Origin of the sequence: Treponema denticola (assembly GCF_024181405.1) — a bacterium.
Taxonomy (GTDB): Bacteria; Spirochaetota; Spirochaetia; order Treponematales; family Treponemataceae; genus Treponema_B; species Treponema_B denticola_D.
Genome location: NZ_CP051302.1, coordinates 240,840 through 259,357 on the forward strand (window position 1 = coordinate 240,840; position 18,518 = coordinate 259,357).

Consider the following 18,518-nt stretch of genomic DNA (forward strand, 5'->3'; position numbering starts at 1 on the left):
TTGTTTAGGTTTATCATAAAACGAAAAGTATATTTTGTGCTTTTTTTTGTTTTAAGCGGAATCGATTTGTTTTTTACGATGAAGCTTCAACTATGGAAGGGGCAGCTTCTTGATACGGCCTTAGGGAAAACCGCTTATTCACTTTTTACCTTGATGTTATTGTGTTTAGGAGCGATGATCTTTGCTTCTTTATTTTCTTATCTTTACAGTCTTGTAAAATCGAAACTCGTGGTAACTGCCGAGGCCGATTTACGGAAAACTTATTTTGATGCCCTTCTTAAAAAAACGATGGGAGAGTATATCAACATCCCTGAAGGAAAAATAAGTGCCGATTATACGGATAAGATAGATGTTATAAGCAGCCAGTATTTTTATGTTTGGATGGCTTTGACCGACAATGCCTTGATATTCTCGGTAACGGTAATAACCCTTTTGACAATAAATATACAGGCGGCCATTGTTACCGTTCTCTTATTAATGATTCCTCTTATTGTTCCGACTGTTTTAAAAAAGATTTTGGCTAAGGTTTCAAAGGAAAAGATGGAGGCCGTCGAAAAACATTTTTCAGCCGTGAGAACTTGGTTAAAAGGAATTGATATTATAAAAGTTTTTTCTTGTGAACAATATATAATTTTCAGATACGATAAGATAAACGAATTTTTAAGAAAAAAACAAATGGATGCCATAAATGTAAGTTGTCTTGAAATAGGGGTAAGTTTTTTTGTATCGGCTATCGTTAATTTGCTTATGACGGCTTATTGTGCATATTATGTTTATAAAGGTGTTTTTTCTATCGGAGAATTTTATACCATAATGAGCCTAATCGGAATTCTGTCCAGACCAATGTATTGGACAGCGAATTTATTAAAGACTTTCTTTTCTTCCCGTCCTGTCCGTGATGCAATGATTGAATTTATAGATGCTAAAACGGAAACAGGCGAAATAGGAAACTTAAACGAATTTAACATTGATGCTGTAGGCTTATCGTTTTCATATAATGAAAAGAAGGTTTTAAATAATACCGATTTTACATTTAAGCAAAACGAAAAAATTTTGATCCTAGGAGAATCGGGTTCAGGAAAGTCTACGATAATGCGGCTCCTTTTGGGAATGTATGCTCCGGATTCCGGTTCGCTTACAATAGGCGGAGCTGCTCCGAAAAAAATAAAAAATATTGCCGATATAATTTCGATTCAGCAGCAAGAAGCCTATATCTTTAAAATGAATCTCGTGGATAATTTGTTTTTAGATAAAGACATAAGCGAAGAAAGGGTGAAAGAGGTTCTTGATTCCTTAGGTTTAAATAAGTACACGCAAGATAAATATTTAAAAGAAACCGTCATAGGGGAAACTTACGGTTTTTCAGGCGGAGAAAAAAAGCGCATAAGTATTGCAAGAGCTGTTTTGCATAAACGCCCGATAATGATATTCGATGAACCTCTTGCCAATATAGATAATGAAAATATTGAACGGGTAAAAAAAATAATTTTCGGTATAAAGGATTCTACCGTAATAATTATTTCGCACATTGCAGATGCAGAAACAAAAAAAATGTTTGATCGAATTTATAAATTTGATACAACCGAAAGGAGATTATATGAAGAAGCTGTCTAATCTTGAAAAATCGTTTATATTTTTTGCTCTTCTATTTTTAATTTTTTCGGCAGCCGCCGTTACGGCTTTTTCATGGTTAAGCGGAAAAATAGCCGATGCTGCCGTAAGCAAGGATATCGAAAAAATAATTATCTTTGTATCTGCATATTTTGTTGCAATACTGGTGAGGGGAGGAGCGCACGGTCTTTATTCCTATTTTTTCGGAAGATTTAAAACAAACCGTTTAAAACTTTTACGGCAAGGTCTTTTCCATTCTTGGGTAAAAGCCGACTATGAAGAATTCTATAATATTGAAGAAGGGAAGAAAATTTCTTATTATCAACAGCAGCTTCCTTCTCTCGAAGGGATATACTATCAATCCTTCTATGGAATGGGACAGATTCTTATGGAAACGGTTTTTGCTTCTGCCTTATTTTTATATGTTAATATAAAATTGGCTATTGCGGGACTCTTTTTTATTTTTATTACTTCGATTATTCCTCAAGTTTTTAAAAAACTCTTGGATAAAACTCAATCCGAATCCATAAAAAGTGTAAATGAGCACATGGGAGAATTTTCCGATTGGTTAAAAGGTTTTGAGGTAATAAAAAATTACGGAAGCGAAGGCCATTTTCAAAACCTCTTAAATAAATCGGTAGAAAAGCTGGCAAAAAAACAATTTTCGGTTTCAGCAGCAAATGATGCATCACAGAGTCTTTCATTTTTTGCATCTCAATTAAGTATAATTGCAGTTGCTTTTTACGGCGTTTATATGATTAATAAAAATGAATTAAGCATAGCGGAGTTTATGATGGCTAACGGCTTGGTTGTACAGCTAAGGTCTCAAGTTTATTATATCTCTATGTATGTGAACCGCTTTATTATGAGTAAGGTTACCCTTGAAGGTTATAAGACCTTGATAGTTAAGGAAACGGAAGAAGAAAAGATTGAAGCTGAAATTTCTTCGGGCGATATATTGTTTAATGATGTAAGTTATTCTTATAGCGAGCTGCCTGTTCTTCAAAATGTAAATAAAAAATTTACCGATAAGGGAATACATATCATTTACGGAGAAAGCGGAAGCGGAAAATCTACTGCGATGAAAATTCTTTTAGGTCTATTAAAGCCTAAAGGCGGAAACATAGTATTGGATGGAAAAAATATTCATTCCATAAAAAACAGGTCAGACCTTATTTCGTTTTTAGCCCAAGAAGCCGTTTTCTTTGATGATACCTTAAAAAACAATTTAACATTAGGCGAAGATATTGCAGAAGAAAAAATATTCGGCTTAATGGAAAAATTAGGCTTGGAAAAATTCGCAAATACAGAAGCCTTAAATATGGACTTTACCCACATCGAAAACAAATTTTCAGGCGGCGAGTTAAAGCGGTTAAGCTTTGTGCGTACCCTCTTGAGGGATACGCCTGTCGTAATTTTCGACGAACCCTTTGCAAATATAGATGCTCAAAATATAGAAAGAGTCGAAGACCTTATTTTAAGTCTAGATGATAAAAAAGTTTTTATCGTAACCCATCAGCTTAACGAGAGGATCAAAGAAAAAGCCGCTTCCCTCTGGAAGATAGGAGCTTGATGGTTGGAGTAATGGATAATTACAGTCTTATTGTAATTATCCATTACGAATTAAATATTAACTAATTAAACTAATAAACCCACTTTTCCGTGGCTGTAGACTTATCAATCATGTTTTTGTACAATTCGGATTTTTGCAAAAGATCCGAGTGTTTGCCTTCAGCTTCTATTTTGCCTTCGTTCATGACGATAATTTTATCCGCATTTTCGATGGACTTTAATCTGTGCGAAATGATGATAACTGTTTTGTTCTTGATAAGTTTATTTAAGCTTTCCTGAATTTTCATTTCGTTTTCGACATCAAGCGACGCGCTGATTTCGTCCAAGATAATGATGGGCGCATTTTTTAAGAATGCGCGGGCTATCGAAAGCCGCTGGCGTTCTCCGCCTGAAAGACGGCTGCCGTTTTCTCCTACAAAGGTATTCCAGCTTTCGGGCAGAGCTTCGATAAACTCGGTACAGTTTGCAAGGCGGGCGGCTTCCTTTACTTCCTCATCACTTGCATTTTTATTTCCGACACGGATATTTTCCATAATCGATGTATTGAATAAACCTACATCTTGGAATACAATCGAAATCTTTTCAAAAAGACTGTCCGTGTCGATTTTTGCAATATCCTTTCCGTCGATAAGAATCTGCCCCTTATTGTAATCGTAAAGGCGAGAAGCCAAACGGAGCACGGTTGTCTTTCCGCAGCCTGAAGGACCGACAAGAGCTGTAACCTGATTTTGCTCGGCGGTAAAAGAAATGCCGTCGATAATTTTTTGCCCGTCATTATAAGAAAACTCAACATCTTTAAATTCGATGCCGTATTTTTGTAAGTTTGCAGGAGAGCCTTCCTGTACTTCGGTTTCGCGCAGCTCATTGATACGCTTAACGCGTGAATCGATGTACATAATCTCTGCAAGGTTTGCTTCGACAGCTGCAACTGCGTCGATAATGCGTGAAGCTGCAATGACATAGCCTATAAAGTACAGAAGAGAGGCTGTTCCGGCTAAGTACATTTTTAAACCGAAAAAGACCGTTATCCCGACAGAAAATTTTAGTGCTGCAAGTGCAATATTGAGCGGAATCGCTTGATGGGCTTCAACCGATAGGTGAAGTTTTTCAGCCTCATCGACATTGCGGTTTAATTTTTCTGCAACCGTATCCGTGCGGCCGTAGCTTTTAATTTCCTGTTGAAGCTCAATCGCTTCTTGGAAAAATTCGGAACGCTGTCTTTGTTTGTGGAAGTCTCTTGTGGTTTCCCGTACTTGAATCTTCTTTGATAAAATGAGCAAGATAAAACTGACTACTATCGGCGCAAAGACACAAAGTCCGAGTGCAGGATGGGCTATAATCATCATTGTGCCGATAATTACAAGATAAATTACCAGTCCTATTGTTTGCGGAATGGCGTGACTCAACGCATGTTCAAGAGTTGCAACATCCGCCATAACGGCTTGCGACAAATCTGAAATATCGTGCTTGGAAAAATATGCAAGAGGCAATTTTTTTAGACGGTTAGCAATTTCGATTCGCAGTTCCTTACATTCTTTAAAAGTTACCGTGTATAGTGTGTTGTAATTTACATGTAAAAGAATGTACATTACCACCGCAATGGCAGCAATAAGGCCTGTATAAAAGTAAGCCGTTTTAAGCGAGCCTTCAAAATAGCCCTGCAAAAAAAACATAATCAAAAACATCGGCAGGATATAGGCGATGTTAGAAAACACCGACCATACCGAAGCCGTAACCAAATCCCGAGCACCTTGCTCGGTAACTGCAAATAATTTTTGTAATTTTCGTTTCATATAGATCTCCCCTATGACCCCTCCTATCTTCAAAAGAACCGCTTAGGGGCTCTGCCCCTAAGAACCCCGACTTTTATTGCTAGGATTGGGTTTATTTTTAGGTTGAAGTGCTATTTAGCCGCAGACTTCAACATCCGATTTACTAATTGCAAAGGTTCATTTGAATTTTGCATCTTATCATTTGACTTAATTACCCGTTTCACATTAATTTTTCCTTGCCCGTATTGACGGAATACAGCGGTTTACTCGTTTGCAATAGTCTTCGAAGTCTTTGCCGTATAGATTTAAAAGCCATTTTTCTTCCGTAAGTTTTATAAATATGGTCAGGTAAAGCCAGTATACGGGCGGCAGAATAAGCAGATATAAATTGCAGACTAGCAAAAGTGTTCCCGAACAAATAAATAAACAGGCAGAATAAATCGGATTGCGGACATGGGCATATATTCCATCAGTAACTAGTGTATTCGTTTTTATTTTGCTGTCAATTCGTGATATAAATACCGCCGAACACCAAAGATATATACCTGCTGCAATTAACAGAATCCCTGCAATACGGAATACCAAGTCAAATTCGCTTACCGTAGGCGGAATAATTTTGAGCTTAGTCAGAATAATACTTGCAACTGTAACGGCTATGGTAGGCCCAACATAGATAGGCCCCACACCGATAAGCGGCAAATGATTTTTTTGTTCACTCATAACTTCAATCCTCCAATTTAATTTGTAATTAACTTAAGTAATTTCGATTTACGTCACTGCCAAGTCTTTTGAAAATAGGCGGAGCAGATGCTAGGAGCGTATAAAAAACACCCGCAGGCGTACTTGCTGTACGTCGAGGATTGTTTTTTATTAAGCGACAACGCAGATGCCCGCATATTTTCAAAAGCGCCATTCATTTGCTTGCGAATACAGTTTCTGCAGTTTGCTGTACTTTCCGCCTTTTTCCATAAGCTCTTTGTCGCTGCCGCGTTCGATTATGTTTCCGTCTTCGACAACCAAAATTTCATCGACATTTTTAATCGAGCTTAAGCGGTGAGCAATCATGATTACCGTTTTGTTTTTCATCAGATTGGAAAAGGCCTGCTGAATTTCATATTCGTTTTCGGGGTCGGCAGCGGCTGAAGCTTCGTCCAAGATGATGATGTCGGCATTTTTTAAAATGGCTCTGGCGATTGCAACACGTTGAATTTCTCCGCCGGATAAATGCACTCCTTTTGAACCGATTAAAGTGTGTTCTCTATCTTTAAACTTATCCAAGATGTCTTCACATCTGGCAAGGCGGAGTGCGTTCATGACATCTTTGTCGCTTGCGTTTTTATTTCCCATTTTCACATTTTCAAAAATACTGGTTTTAAAAAGTTTAGATGTTTGGAACACAAAGGCGATATTTTTCATTAAGGCGTTTTTGGAGTACGAGGCAATATTTTTTCCGCCGATTAGAATTTCGCCTTCATTTATTCTATAAAAACCTGAGATAAGTTTTGCTATTGTAGATTTTCCTCCTCCTGATGAGCCGACAAGGGCGTAGGTTTTATTCGGTTCAAGTTTAAAACTCACGTTTTTCAAAATCTTTTCTTCATTGTAGCCGAACGAAACATTTTTAAATTCAATACCGAAGTTGTCGAATTTTTCTTCCGTTCCGTGGGTTATGTTATCCTTACTCATTTCGGTAAAAAGATTTTCCAGTTTGTCTACAACGCTCTTTGCCTGAAAGTTGTACATGCCGACATACATAACACGCATAAAAGAAGCAAAGAGAATTCCTGTAAAACATACATAAAATACTATTTTTGCGATGATGAGATTTCCGTCCGCACCCTTATTCATATAATAAATTGCTGCAGGAATTGTGAAGGCGGCAAACAAATTGAATAGCACTTGAAACATAACATAAGGGCTTCGGCAGCTGAGCGTGTACTTGTATGCCAAATCGGAATAGTCGATAATTGCCGTGTAAAACGATTTGAAGGATTCTACCGTGCTATTAAAGATTTTTACAACCTGCATACCGCGTACGTACTCCACCGCTTCGCTGTTCATCCTTTCCAAGGCTGCCATGTATTTCTGCATAAAGTTCTTATTGCCCATCATAAACATCATCTGCACACCGCCGATTATCGCGATAATGCTAAGCAAGATACCTAGTTTTATGTCTACCATAAAAACAATGACGAACATTAAAATCGGAGTAAGAAGGGCGGCTACATTGTCGGGAATAAGGTGAGCGACAATCATGTGCGTTTCCTGCGCGTTGTCGTCGATGATTTTGCGAATCTTTCCCGAATTGTTTATATCGAAAAAAGCAAAGGATGCATTCATCAAATGTTTGATTGCCTCTTTTCGTAAATTCGATTCAAGACGGAAACCCAAGACATGCGATGCCCATAGGGACGCGAAATACACAACCGAGTAACCGAGCATAAGAGCGACAATCACCGTTGCATAAAACGATCCGTCCGTAACGCTTTTTGTAACCAAAAAGGCGTACAAAAACTTCCATAAGTACCAAAATGCTCCCATTTGGCAAGCAACGCCTAAAGCGGAGCAAATAATGGAAATATACACGCAGTGTTTTTTTTCCGGCGTATATTTCAATAATCTTTTGTATGTGTCCATTCAGACCTCCTTATATCTTTTGAAAATAGGTGGGCATCTGCGTTGTCGCTTCACAAAAAACAGTCCTCGACGTACAAAAAGTACGCCTGCGGGTGTTTTTTGCTTGCTCCTAGCATCTGCTCCACCTATTTTCAAAAGGTTGTGTACCAATTATTCCTCCGCTGCAAGTTTCCAGCTTATGCCCGATTGGAAGTTGTTCCACATGTTGTTATACATGCCGGTCTTTGCTAAAAGCTCTGCATGAGTTCCGGCCTCTTCAATTTTGCCTTCATTGATAACGCAGATTTGATCTGCATTGACAATTGAAGAAAGACGATGAGCAATCATTATTACCGTTTTGTCTTTAAGTAATTGACTTAATGTTTTTTTGATTTTATGCTCGTTTTCTGCATCGGCAAAGCTGGTGGCCTCATCGAGAACAATAATCGGAGCATCATGCAAAAGGGAGCGGGCAATCGCAAGCCTCTGTGCTTCTCCTCCGGAAAGGTATATTCCCTTAGTACCGTATACCGTGTCTATTCCGTCAGGCAGCTTTTCGATAATATCCATGCACTCTGCTTTTTGCAGTACTGCAAGGACTTCTTCGCGTGTTGCATCTTTTTTACCGTAGCGGATATTTTCAAAAATGCTTTCATTAAAAAGTTTATTTTCCTGAAACACAAAGCTGATAAGATGCATAAGGTCATCTGTTTTGATATCTTTGATATTTATGCCGCCGATGGTAATTTCTCCGGAATCGGTTTCCCAAAAGCGTCCGAGTAAATTGACGAGGGTGGTTTTTCCGCCGCCCGAAGGTCCGACAAGGGCGGTCAACGAATGTTCGGGAAGTTTAAGCGATATGCCGCTTATAGCCTTTTTAAAAGACTGTTCGGCGGTTTGTGTCTCTTGTGTTCCTTCTTCTTTATAAGAAAATACAACATCCTTAAACTCAATATCGAATTTTTTCGGCATAACCGAATGTTCCGGTTCGGGGGCAGGCTTTTCATTTAAGATAGCTTCAATGCGGTTGAGAGCATCTCCTCCTTGAAGATTTAAAGTTGAACCGTACACGATTTTTATCATCATATTAAATAAAACAGGCGAAAGAGAAAGATAAAAAATAAAGCCGTACAAAAACTTTGCATAAGGCTCGCCATCTCCTGCCGTTCCGGCAAAGATAAATGCGGCGGGAACCAAAAAGATAAAGCCCGCTTTTAATAGAGCAAGAAAAACTGCAAAGCCGTTTTCCCAAGCAACGGTATACTTTAAAACATTATCGCGGTAGTTTATAATCGAACTGTAAAAATCCTTAAAGCGGTGTACCGATTGATTAAAAGTTTTAATAACCGAAATACCGCGGATATATTCCGTACCGGCACTGTTCATTTTTTCAAGTGAGTTTTCATAGCTTTCCATAAATCCCATTTTTTTGCCCTTTGCCATCATCACACCTTGAAGAACAAAGGCGATAACAAGTGTCAAAAATGAAATAAGGCCGAACCGCCAATCAAAAAAGAAAAGTAAAAACAAAACGGCAATCGGACTAACTATATTTTGTACGACATCGGGCAGCATGTGTGCAATAAGCCCTTCAAGCGAATGGACATTTTTTTCAAATACCTTTCGCACAGAACCGCTTGCATGTGATGTGTGCCAGCCGACGGGAAGGCGGGCAAATGTTTCCGCCAAGCGCATATTCATATTCCCCATTAAATTGAATGCGGTAATATGCGAACATATAAGAGCACCGAAGTACAAAAGGAAACCTGCTGCAGCAGAAATAAGAGCCGCCGCTCCGTAAAAAATCATCCGGTTTATATCGATCGGCACACCCGACATATAAGCTGAAATAATATCGCGCATAACATAAAACACAACTGCATACGGAATAAGCAGTGCAACCGTACTCAAGCTCGATAAAAAAAGCGACACATAGATAAAGGGTTTATGCTTCCCCGCATAAGATAGAATGCGGCTTACGACCCCCGCCTGTTTTTCCTTTTTAGCCTTCTTTTTCTCTTCATTTTTATTCATTATGTACATCCTCTAAAATAATTTTTAATTCTTAATTACTTAAACCAACCCTGTTTTTTCAAAGTGTTTCTTTAAGAACTTTTTACCCAAAAGCCCGCCGAGTAATCCGCCTGCAAAAGAGGTCGCGTAGAGAATCGGCATAATCCAGATAGGCAATCCCGTTAATTCAGCGGCATAGGCGGTTCCCATCATTTTTTCGGTGAGAGCAAAATATTGCTCTTTTAAAATAAAAATTTGCCAAAAGCCTCCGCACAATGCTAACGACATAACAGCATAGCTTACTATGTTTCCCTTTGCGGTATTATAACCGAGCACCTTACGTACAATTTCCGCAATGGCGGCAACTATAAGCGAATGGATTGCAACGACCGGAGTGTGTCCCATTAGCGTCATCAAACAGCCAGGAATAGCGACGAAAATAAAAAGTGCAAAAGGCTTTTGCACCTTGGCAAGTAAAAACAGTACTGAGATTCCCAACATTACACTGACGGCAAAAGGAACCGCTAAAAAAGTCAGCACCAAAAAACCAAGGGGAGTTCCAATTACAGTCAACCCAACAAAATAAATAACGGAAAAAATGGCGATATTTATCAAATCCTTTAAAACCAATTTGTTGTTCATAACAACCTCCTTAAAAATCAAGCACTCCAGCTTTCGCTTTCTTTTTGCAGCTTATACATCATTGGATACGATGACTTTCCTTTCATCAACTCTTCATGTGTACCTATTTCTTCTATCGCTCCGTCTTTGAGAACAACGATTTTATCGGCATTCTCGATTGTTCTTAAACGGTGAGCTATGACTATAACTGTCTTATTTTTAACGAGCTTGCTCAATGCTTCTTGAATTAAGGTTTCGTTTTCGGGGTCGAGGGCTGCCGTCGCTTCATCGAGGAGAATTATAGGTGCATCTTTTAAAAGAGCACGGGCTATAGAAAGCCTCTGTCTTTCTCCGCCTGAAAGGGTATAACCGTTCTCGCCGATTACCGTGTCATAACCTTGCGGCAGTTTTTCGATAAAGTCGGTGCACCTTGCAGCCTTTGCAGCGGCAAGAACCTGCTCCCTTGCAGCGTCTTTATTTCCGACAAGGATATTATTGTAGACTGTGTCATTAAAAAGCACTACATCTTGAAAGACGATTGAAAAAGCGGTCAAAAGGGTTTCAGGGTCTACGGTAGAAACATCCGTGCCGCCCACACTCACCGTGCCGGAAGCAGCATCCCAAAAGCGGGCTGCAAGACGGGTAATTGTTGACTTGCCGCAGCCTGAATGTCCGACGAGGGCAGTGATTTCTCCCTGTTTGGCAGTAAAGCTGATATTGCTTACCGTATCGCGGCTTGCATTATCATTGTATGAAAACGAAACATTGTCATATTGAATATCGTAGCCCTTGGGGTTAAAAGTTTCGCTTCCTTTCTGCTTGGGGTAGTTTATGATTTCCATTTGGCGTTCGACTGCCGTGCGTGCGTGGAAAAACTCGCCGAGCAGCATAAAAACTGCGGTAAGGGGTTCAAAAATTCTTCCGGCAATCAGTAAAAAGACGAGGTAAGTAAAAAGCGGGAGACTTCCTTGTGCATATAAAACCGCTCCGACTGCAATAACCAACGGAAATCCGAAGCGGATAATTATGATGGAACCTATCATAGTCGAGCCGACAAATAATTCGGCCTTAACCGCTTCCTTTGTGCTGTGTGCAATATCGTCTTTTACCTTTTGTACATAGCTTTCTTTTTTGTCGGAGGATTTAAGCACCTTGATATTGTCGAGCATTTGCTGAATGGAATTGTAAACGCCGAGCAGTACTGTGTTAATTCTAATTGCATAACGGCGGGCTTGTTTGCGTGATGAGTATACAAGCAAAAATCCGAAAACGGAACAGCTGAAAAGAGCAATCGTCATTCGCCAATCAAAAAGAGCAAGCATTGCCGCCGATACAATAATTGAAATTGCCGCTCCAAACAACTCGGATGCCGTGTGACTGAGTGCATGTTCCATTGTAGCAACATCGTTTAAAAGCGTTGCCGTCAAATCCGATAAGTCCTTTTTTCCGAAATACGAGAGGGGCAGCTTCCTGATACTTTCTGCAAGGGAAATACGCACATTAGCCGATTCGTCGTAACAGGTTGTATAGGTTTTGCGGTACTTGAGTTTTTCAATTAAAAAAAGCACAATAATGATCAGTACACAAATCCCTAGATAAATCCACGGATTAAAAGCTGCAAGGGAACCGCCTTGAATGGGCTTTAAAAGTTCCTGCAGTGCATAAAATGAAAGTCCCAACGGAACAATCAAAAACAAATTCCCGAAGGTAGTAACAACTACTGCCTTGTTTAGATCCCGCGCTCCCTTGTCTGACAGCGCAAAATAATTCTTTAACATAATTCCCCCTATAACTAATTCATAATTTTTAATTCATAATTAGGAATTGAATTAACTCCTAATTAAGTACTCCATCTTTCAAATAATTAAAAACCTCTTCGGCTTTTTCTTTTGTAAATTCCGAATGAGAAATCACAGCTCCTTTTTCCATTAAAATTATTTCGTCTGTAACCAGACTTAAAAATTCAAAGTCGTGACTGATAATTAAAATAAGAGTTTTATGCGAACGTATCGAATTAATTAACTTGGCTGTTTCTTTCATGTGAAAGTAATCCATTCCTGAGGTCGGCTCATCCATGATGATGATACGCGCACCTGAACTGATAGCAGCTCCTATCGAAACTCGTTGTTTTTGTCCTCCCGATAAACTTAGTGGATGCTTATCTTTTAGCTCCGTCAAATTCATCGCCTTTAAAATAGCTTCAACATCTGGAACTCTTTTTTCCTTGTTTTTATCTTTGGTGTCTTGCTCGGGTTTAATCTTTTTATTTTTACCGAGAGCTATTTCATCTTCAACGCTTTCGGTAAAAAGCTGATAGCCTACATCCTGCAATACCATGTACGAAAGCTCAAGCCGCCGTTCGGCATTAATCTTTTTTCCGTTTAATAAAACGGAATCTTTTTTTGCTTTGAGTAAGCCGGTAAGACATTGGGCAAAAGTGCTTTTGCCTTGACCGTTTTTTCCGGTAAGAGCGATAACCTTGCCGAATTCCATTTTTAAATTTTGTACACGGAGAAAATCATCTTTTTCTTTTTTAAAACGATAGAATAAATTTTCTACAGTCAGATGAGCCGATTTTGTGTCTTCCGTATTTTTATATTCTTTATTCTTACAGATTGTTTCCGAGGTTTGCATCTGTATATAATCCGAATCTTCCAAACGGTTAAAAACATTTTTGTTCATTGTTATGGGACGAAGCAAGAGTTTTTTTCTATTTTCTTCCGAAAGAGCAAGAAATTCTTGTTGGGAAAATTCTTTTTCAACCTTACCTTCTTTTATTAAAAAAGCCCGATCTATAAGTTCATTTAAAAAATACAGGCGGTGTTCACTTATGATTAAAGTTTTACCCGACTTTTTTAAAAGACTAATAACCTCAGCTATTTTTTCTATATAATATAAGTCCAAATTGGAAGTCGGCTCATCCATAACAATAATATCCGTATCGGCCGCAAGAGCAGAGGCTATAGCAATCATCTGTTTTTCTCCGCCTGAGAGATTAAAAATATTCCGGTCAAGCAGATGTTTAATATTCAAAAATTCCGAAATAAAGTTGAGCCTTTGATGCATCTTTTCAAAAGGCGTTCCCATATTTTCAAGAAAGAAAAGAATTTCCGAAGTGGTATCCAAATTAAAAAATTGGGATTTGGGGTTTTGGAAAACCGTAGAAACTTTTTTTGAAATATCGTAAATAGGTTTTTCTTTTATCGATTCTCCTAGAACTTCAATTGAACCTAAAAGTTTTCCTTCATAATAGTTTGGAATCAGGCCGTTTATTGTACGCAGCACGCTTGTTTTTCCGCAGCCTGAAATTCCTGTAAGTAAAATACATTCTCCTTTTTTTATCGAAATGGAAATATCGTTTAGTGCGGATAAGTTTTTTGTGTCTGTTTTATCCGTATTTTCATAAGCTTGATAATTAAAACAGAGGTTTTGAAGATTGACTGCCGTTTCCATTATGCATGTATCCTCGTTATTCCTGCAGCGATAAAGACCGCTATTATGTAAAGAAAAATAAAAGCATCGGCCGCCGTAAAGCGGGAGGTTTTATAGCGTACTTTTTTTGCCGGAGCGTCTACGCCCTTGGTGTGTCCCGCAGCAGCAAGTTCATCTCCGATTCTTGAAGCGGATGAAAGGAGGGGAACCATCATATATTCAAGTGTCAAAATAGGTTTACTGATTACATTTACCGCATTAAGACCGATTCCCCTCATCTTCATTGCATTTTTAATATGCCCGTATTCTTCTTTAAGTGTCGGAAAAAATCTGAACATAACTGCAATGGTAATCACAACCGAAAACGGCAGTTTTAATTTTTCAAGAGCGTTCATCAAAAGACCGACAGGCGTTGAAGAAATTAAATAGTTTCCGGCAACAATGGGCATCATAAATCTGCGGACCATAAAACCTACCGGCATTACAATACTTGTAACGCCGGGAATATCTTGAGGCAGATAGGTAAGTCCTGCAAGAAATAAAAAGACCGCCATCAATTTTATTGCCGATTTAACTTGTCTGTTCATCACAAATAAAAAGGCTAAAAGAGCGGCACTTAAAATTTCTACATATATGGGAACAAGAATTGTGATAGATGCTCCCATTGCCAGAACTAAAAATATTTTTGTCCGCGGATCAAGGATCAATATTGCTCGTTTTTCCATTAAATTTTTTTTACAGAAGACCTGCTTTTTCAAAGTGTTTCTTTAAAACCTTTTTACCCAAAAGCCCGCCGAGGAGTCCGCCTAAAAATGTTGTAATATAAAGTATAGGCATAATCCACCATGGAAGATTTGTTAATTCTCTTGCATAATCAGTTCCAAACATTTTTTCGGTTAGAGCAAAATATTGATCTTTTAAAAGGAAGATTTGCCAAAATGCTCCGCAAAGCCATAGGGACATTATTGAATATCCTGCGATACTGCCTTTTGCGGTATTATAGCCGAGTACTTTTCGTACGATTTCTGCAAGGGCTGCAACGATTAGACTGTGGATTGCAACTACCGGTGTGTGTCCCATAAGCGTCATAAGACATCCGGGAATTGCTGCAAAGATAAAAAGGCCGAATGGCTTTTGCACCTTTGCAAGCAAAAACATCACCGCAATTCCTAAAATCAAACTTACGGTAAAGGGGAGTGCCAAATAGGTTATAACCAAAAAACCTAGGGGCATACCTATTACAAAAAGTCCTACAAAATAAATAACGGAAAAAATACCGATATTGATTAAATCCTTTAAAGCCAATTTGTTGTTCATAAACAATCTCCTTATTTTCTTATTACCGGAAAATACAGCCGCCGCTTAAAGTGACGGGACTGTCATCAACGACTAACATTATACAAAAAATAAAACTTTAGTCAACTATCGGTAACTTTTTTCGGGGCGTATGCCGATTATAACCGGTAAGCTGTACGGCCGTTTTCTTGTAGTCCTTGTTTAATCTTGGTATTTTGTGTAAAATTGAGGTATTACAAATATTGATTGCCATATTAAGATATTATTTTTATGGAAGATAAGGAGAAATATATGAGTGTTACAAAAGATATTGAAAGCTTAATCCCCCACAGAAAGCCTTTTTTATTTGTGGACGAGATTATCAGTGCAGACGAAAACGGGAGTGTGAGTGAACACATCTTTACCCAAGACGAATTCTTTTTTAAGGGACACTTCCCCGAATACCCTGTTGTGCCGGGGGTTATCCTTGTAGAAACAATGGCGCAAGCCGGAGGAGCTGCTTTGAGTTTTCAAAAGATTTTTGAAGAAGGCTCTTTATTCTTTTTGGCTACAGTCGATAAGGTTAAATTCCGCTCTCAGGTTAAGCCCGGCGACAAGGTTAGAATGGAAGTTACAAATTTACGCGTATCTCCCCGAATGATTAAACAGGCGGGAAAGGCCTATGTAGGAGACACCCTTGCCGCCGAAGCTGAATGGATGTGCCTCGTCGGTAAGGAAGCTTAAAGCCTATTTTGAAACATAGCCCCCTGCAAAGTCCATAACGCTTGCGGCACCGTAGGGGGCTTTGCCTTCATCGTTATAACCGATACCTACCTTCTTAAATTCAGTTTTGAGGATATTTATGCGGTGTCCGCGATCTGCCACTCCATCGTCGATTAAAAGCTGAGCTACAATTTCTCTCCCTGTCTTAGGGCCGTATGCACAGTTTTCTCCGGCAGTTATAAGCACCTTTCCATAACGGTTCATACGGTCAAAGGGAGAAGATCCGTCGCTGCCGTAATGACCTGTTTTTCCCGTATTAGCCTGGTCATCGGCAAGCCACTGGGCCGCAAGACACAGGCCTTTTTCTAGTTCTAAAAAATCCATGGGATTCGTCTTCATCAGAACATTGATACATTCTTTTACTGCCGATGCCCCCTCATTTGTTAATATAGGAATTTGTCCCGGAGCTTTATAGAGTTTTCCGTCAAAATATTTCAGTCGTGGTTTAATTTCTTCTTCGGCATATTTTTTAGGATTGCGTCTTACCCTATTAAGTTCAATTAGAATATCTCTTATGATAGGGCTTTGTGCTGCATTATCATTTGAAGGGACATGCTTGGATGCCGGCGAAGAAAGACTTTCGCATGAACTTAACAAAATAAAGATTGCAAAGAGCCAAAGTGCAAATAACTTGTTTTTCATATCCTTACCTCCGCAGAATTGAATTAAGTATGATTTAACGTAGTGAATTAAACAAATAATTGTAGCATGGATTATATCTTAATATCAATATGCCCATCAATATTACTTGATAATTTTTATTTTATCAATTATACTTTTTAATATGGAATATACAAAATCGATTGCGGAATGCATCAAGGCTATTGAAGTTGTAAATTGTTTTGGAAACGATAAATCTCTTATAAATTCTACGGAGTATGATTCGCGTAAGGTTCGGCCTTACAGCTATGATGATAAGACGGGCTTAAAAAAAGGAGACGCCTTTTTTGCTCTTCCCGGAATTCATACCGACGGAAAAAAATTTATAAATTCTGCAATCGAAAACGGAGCCGTTTGTGTTTTCTATGAGGGAGATTTAAATAATCATTCTTGTGATGAAATTTGTTATGTTCAGGTGAATGATGTACGCAAAACCATGTCCAAGGTTTCTGCCCTTCTTTATGATGAGCCCTCAAGGACATTAGGCCTAATAGGCGTTACCGGAACCGAAGGGAAGAGCAGCACTGTTTCTTTTATCTTTCAGCTTTTAAACCTTTGCGGAAAAAAGGCCGGTTTTTTTTCTACCGTCGAATATTCCATAGACGGAAATGTAATTCCGAACCCGGAACATCAGACCACTCCCGAATCTAATGTCGTTCAGCTGCGTCTGGCTCAAATGAGAGATTCAGGCTGCGGCTATGCTGTAGTTGAAGCCTCGTCGCACGGTCTTTCCCCTAGGACTTCCCGTCTTGAAGATGTGATCTTTGATGCAGGTGTTTTTATGAACGTAACTCAGGAGCACTTGGAATTTCACGGAACCATCGAGCAGTACCGATATGATAAGGCCAATCTTTTTAGGGCTTTGGATAAAAATCCGGGAAAAGGATTCCCCATATTCGGAATAGTAAATTATGAAGACCCGTCCGCCCCTTATTTTATGGAAGCAACTCAAAAAAATGTCTACCCTTTTAGTACCGAGCTTAAAGACCTAAAAAAGATTGAAGAATATAAAGGCCTTTTTGCAAAGGATATTGAAGAGTCCTCAAGCGGAATTAAATTTACGCTTTGTGATTTTTCAGATAAAAAAGAATATGGGTGCGAATTAAAACTCGCAGGAATCTTTAATGTAAAAAATATTCTCGCCTCGGTCTTGGCAGTACAAAGAATTACGGGGCTTGATATCGCGTGCATAATCGAAAAACTTCCTCTTGTAAAACCTGTAAAGGGAAGAATGATGCTGATAGATGAGGGACAGGATTTTGAAGTGCTTATCGATTATGCTCACACGCCTTCTTCCTTTATGACAATTTTTCCTTCAATAAAAGAACGCATAAAAAAATCGGGAGGGAAGGTTATAAGTCTTTTCGGTTCAGGCGGAGAAAGAGACGTAAAAAAGAGACCCGAACAGGGAAGGATTGCAGCCCTATATTCCGATATTGTAATTCTTGCAGACGAAGACCCTCGCGGAGAGGACTCCGTTGAACTTTTGGAAATGATAGCCGCAGGCTGTCCCGAAAAAAAACGCGGAGAAGAACTCTTTATAATACCAGACCGTCCCTCTGCAATCAAAAAAGCCTTCAGTCTTGCAGGTAAAAACGATGCAGTCCTCCTTTTGGGAAAGGGACATGAAAACTCCATCATCTTTAAAGATAGAACCATGCCCTACGATGAAGAAACAACGGCAAGAAAATTATTAATCGGCGCAGACTGTACAAATCCGTAAATATTGGATACAATAATAGTAACATAATTATAAGGAGTTTATTATGGCAGGAAAATTTGAAATTTACAAAGACAAATCAAACAAATTCCGCTTTAGATTAAAAGCAGGAAACGGTGAAGTAATTGCTGTAGGTGAAGCTTATGAATCAAAAGCCGGTTGTTTAAGCGGCATAGAATCCGTACGCAAAAATGCACCTGATGCTGCAGTTGTTGAAGTTTAAAACGACTGATTTTTAATCCCACGGGCTGTCTTAAAAGTTAGGCTATTTACGGCAGCCCCTTTAAATTTATCCCAATCCATTTTTTTTTACCTTGTCTAAAGAATAAACCAAAAAGTTCGTAACAACGCCAGATTCCAAAGGGCGGCAAGCCTTTTGGCAGTTTTGAATCAGCCTCTTGTAAATAGGCGAGGCAGATACAAGGCACGAACAAAAAACACCC

Annotated in this window: 15 protein-coding genes; 5 read left to right on the forward strand and 10 right to left on the reverse strand. The window is 38.9% G+C overall.

Features of this window, described 5'->3' with window-relative positions; all coding sequences use genetic code 11:
* Together HGJ18_RS01190 and HGJ18_RS01195 are read left to right on the forward strand one after the other, a co-directional pair.
* Complete coding sequence (locus tag HGJ18_RS01190) at positions 1-1,614, forward strand: ABC transporter transmembrane domain-containing protein (protein WP_253697273.1); 1,614 nt, start codon at positions 1-3, stop codon at positions 1,612-1,614.
* A complete protein-coding gene (locus tag HGJ18_RS01195) occupies positions 1,598-3,184 on the forward strand; it encodes an ABC transporter transmembrane domain-containing protein (RefSeq protein WP_253697274.1) in 1,587 nt (528 codons plus the stop codon). The genes HGJ18_RS01190 and HGJ18_RS01195 overlap by 17 nt, the downstream gene beginning before the upstream one ends.
* A gap of 70 nt (positions 3,185-3,254) precedes the next feature.
* Here the strand turns inward: HGJ18_RS01195 and HGJ18_RS01200 are convergent, their stop codons facing one another.
* The 9 genes from HGJ18_RS01200 to HGJ18_RS01240 all read right to left on the reverse strand — a co-directional run bounded on the left by HGJ18_RS01200 (position 3,255) and on the right by HGJ18_RS01240 (position 14,954).
* On the reverse strand, positions 3,255-4,976 hold the full coding sequence (locus HGJ18_RS01200) for an ABC transporter ATP-binding protein (RefSeq protein ID WP_253697276.1): 1,722 nt from the start codon (positions 4,974-4,976) through the stop codon (positions 3,255-3,257).
* A gap of 204 nt (positions 4,977-5,180) precedes the next feature.
* Entirely contained in the window at positions 5,181-5,675 is a 495-nt protein-coding gene (locus HGJ18_RS01205; RefSeq protein ID WP_253697278.1) for a methyltransferase family protein, read from the reverse strand.
* 180 nt (positions 5,676-5,855) lie between these two features.
* Positions 5,856-7,592: an ABC transporter ATP-binding protein gene (locus tag HGJ18_RS01210; RefSeq protein WP_253697280.1), complete on the reverse strand. Its 1,737-nt coding sequence runs from the start codon at positions 7,590-7,592 to the stop codon at positions 5,856-5,858.
* Positions 7,593-7,742: 150 nt separating this feature from the next.
* Positions 7,743-9,605, reverse strand: coding sequence for an ABC transporter ATP-binding protein (locus HGJ18_RS01215; protein WP_253697283.1), 1,863 nt, complete (start codon positions 9,603-9,605; stop codon positions 7,743-7,745).
* 39 nt (positions 9,606-9,644) lie between these two features.
* Entirely contained in the window at positions 9,645-10,226 is a 582-nt protein-coding gene (locus tag HGJ18_RS01220; RefSeq protein WP_253683449.1) for an MptD family putative ECF transporter S component, read from the reverse strand.
* Between the two features lie 17 nt (positions 10,227-10,243).
* Positions 10,244-11,983: an ABC transporter ATP-binding protein gene (locus HGJ18_RS01225; protein WP_253697286.1), complete on the reverse strand. Its 1,740-nt coding sequence runs from the start codon at positions 11,981-11,983 to the stop codon at positions 10,244-10,246.
* A 58-nt stretch (positions 11,984-12,041) separates the two neighbouring features.
* Complete coding sequence (locus HGJ18_RS01230; protein WP_253697289.1) at positions 12,042-13,658, reverse strand: ABC transporter ATP-binding protein; 1,617 nt, start codon at positions 13,656-13,658, stop codon at positions 12,042-12,044.
* Positions 13,658-14,362, reverse strand: a complete 705-nt coding sequence (locus HGJ18_RS01235; protein ID WP_253697292.1) for an energy-coupling factor transporter transmembrane component T — start codon at positions 14,360-14,362, stop codon at positions 13,658-13,660. The genes HGJ18_RS01230 and HGJ18_RS01235 overlap by 1 nt, the downstream gene beginning before the upstream one ends.
* A 10-nt stretch (positions 14,363-14,372) precedes the next feature.
* Positions 14,373-14,954, reverse strand: coding sequence for an MptD family putative ECF transporter S component (locus tag HGJ18_RS01240; protein WP_253697295.1), 582 nt, complete (start codon positions 14,952-14,954; stop codon positions 14,373-14,375).
* 270 nt (positions 14,955-15,224) lie between these two features.
* Here HGJ18_RS01240 and fabZ point away from each other — a divergent pair, with 270 nt between their 5' ends.
* Positions 15,225-15,656: a 3-hydroxyacyl-ACP dehydratase FabZ gene (gene fabZ, locus HGJ18_RS01245; protein WP_253697296.1), complete on the forward strand. Its 432-nt coding sequence runs from the start codon at positions 15,225-15,227 to the stop codon at positions 15,654-15,656.
* Positions 15,657-15,659: 3 nt separating this feature from the next.
* On the opposite strand, the gene HGJ18_RS01250 is transcribed toward fabZ, so the two are convergent.
* Positions 15,660-16,337 carry a CAP domain-containing protein gene (locus tag HGJ18_RS01250; RefSeq protein WP_253697298.1) on the reverse strand — a complete coding sequence of 226 codons (678 nt, stop codon included), beginning with the start codon at positions 16,335-16,337 and terminating at the stop codon, positions 15,660-15,662.
* Positions 16,338-16,479: 142 nt separating this feature from the next.
* Here HGJ18_RS01250 and HGJ18_RS01255 point away from each other — a divergent pair, with 142 nt between their 5' ends.
* Positions 16,480-18,078 (forward strand): UDP-N-acetylmuramoyl-L-alanyl-D-glutamate--2,6-diaminopimelate ligase, encoded by a 1,599-nt coding sequence (locus tag HGJ18_RS01255; RefSeq protein WP_253697301.1) that lies wholly within the window; start codon positions 16,480-16,482, stop codon positions 18,076-18,078.
* Between the two features lie 43 nt (positions 18,079-18,121).
* Positions 18,122-18,298, forward strand: a complete 177-nt coding sequence (locus HGJ18_RS01260) for a YegP family protein (RefSeq protein ID WP_002672132.1) — start codon at positions 18,122-18,124, stop codon at positions 18,296-18,298.
* Positions 18,299-18,518 lie beyond the last annotated feature (220 nt).

Bases quoted from the DNA above. Each gene is read 5' to 3' on its own strand.
- HGJ18_RS01260 (WP_002672132.1), top strand. From the start codon at position 18,122: ATGGCAGGAAAATTTGAAATTTACAAAGACAAATCAAACAAATTCCGC.
- HGJ18_RS01235 (WP_253697292.1), bottom strand. From the start codon at position 14,362: ATGGAAAAACGAGCAATATTGATCCTTGATCCGCGGACAAAAATATTT.
- HGJ18_RS01215 (WP_253697283.1), bottom strand. From the start codon at position 9,605: ATGAATAAAAATGAAGAGAAAAAGAAGGCTAAAAAGGAAAAACAGGCG.
- HGJ18_RS01210 (WP_253697280.1), bottom strand. From the start codon at position 7,592: ATGGACACATACAAAAGATTATTGAAATATACGCCGGAAAAAAAACAC.
- HGJ18_RS01250 (WP_253697298.1), bottom strand. From the start codon at position 16,337: ATGAAAAACAAGTTATTTGCACTTTGGCTCTTTGCAATCTTTATTTTG.
- fabZ (WP_253697296.1), top strand. From the start codon at position 15,225: ATGAGTGTTACAAAAGATATTGAAAGCTTAATCCCCCACAGAAAGCCT.
- HGJ18_RS01255 (WP_253697301.1), top strand. From the start codon at position 16,480: ATGGAATATACAAAATCGATTGCGGAATGCATCAAGGCTATTGAAGTT.
- HGJ18_RS01220 (WP_253683449.1), bottom strand. From the start codon at position 10,226: ATGAACAACAAATTGGTTTTAAAGGATTTGATAAATATCGCCATTTTT.
- HGJ18_RS01230 (WP_253697289.1), bottom strand. From the start codon at position 13,658: ATGGAAACGGCAGTCAATCTTCAAAACCTCTGTTTTAATTATCAAGCT.
- HGJ18_RS01205 (WP_253697278.1), bottom strand. From the start codon at position 5,675: ATGAGTGAACAAAAAAATCATTTGCCGCTTATCGGTGTGGGGCCTATC.
- HGJ18_RS01195 (WP_253697274.1), top strand. From the start codon at position 1,598: ATGAAGAAGCTGTCTAATCTTGAAAAATCGTTTATATTTTTTGCTCTT.
- HGJ18_RS01240 (WP_253697295.1), bottom strand. From the start codon at position 14,954: ATGAACAACAAATTGGCTTTAAAGGATTTAATCAATATCGGTATTTTT.
- HGJ18_RS01200 (WP_253697276.1), bottom strand. From the start codon at position 4,976: ATGAAACGAAAATTACAAAAATTATTTGCAGTTACCGAGCAAGGTGCT.
- HGJ18_RS01225 (WP_253697286.1), bottom strand. From the start codon at position 11,983: ATGTTAAAGAATTATTTTGCGCTGTCAGACAAGGGAGCGCGGGATCTA.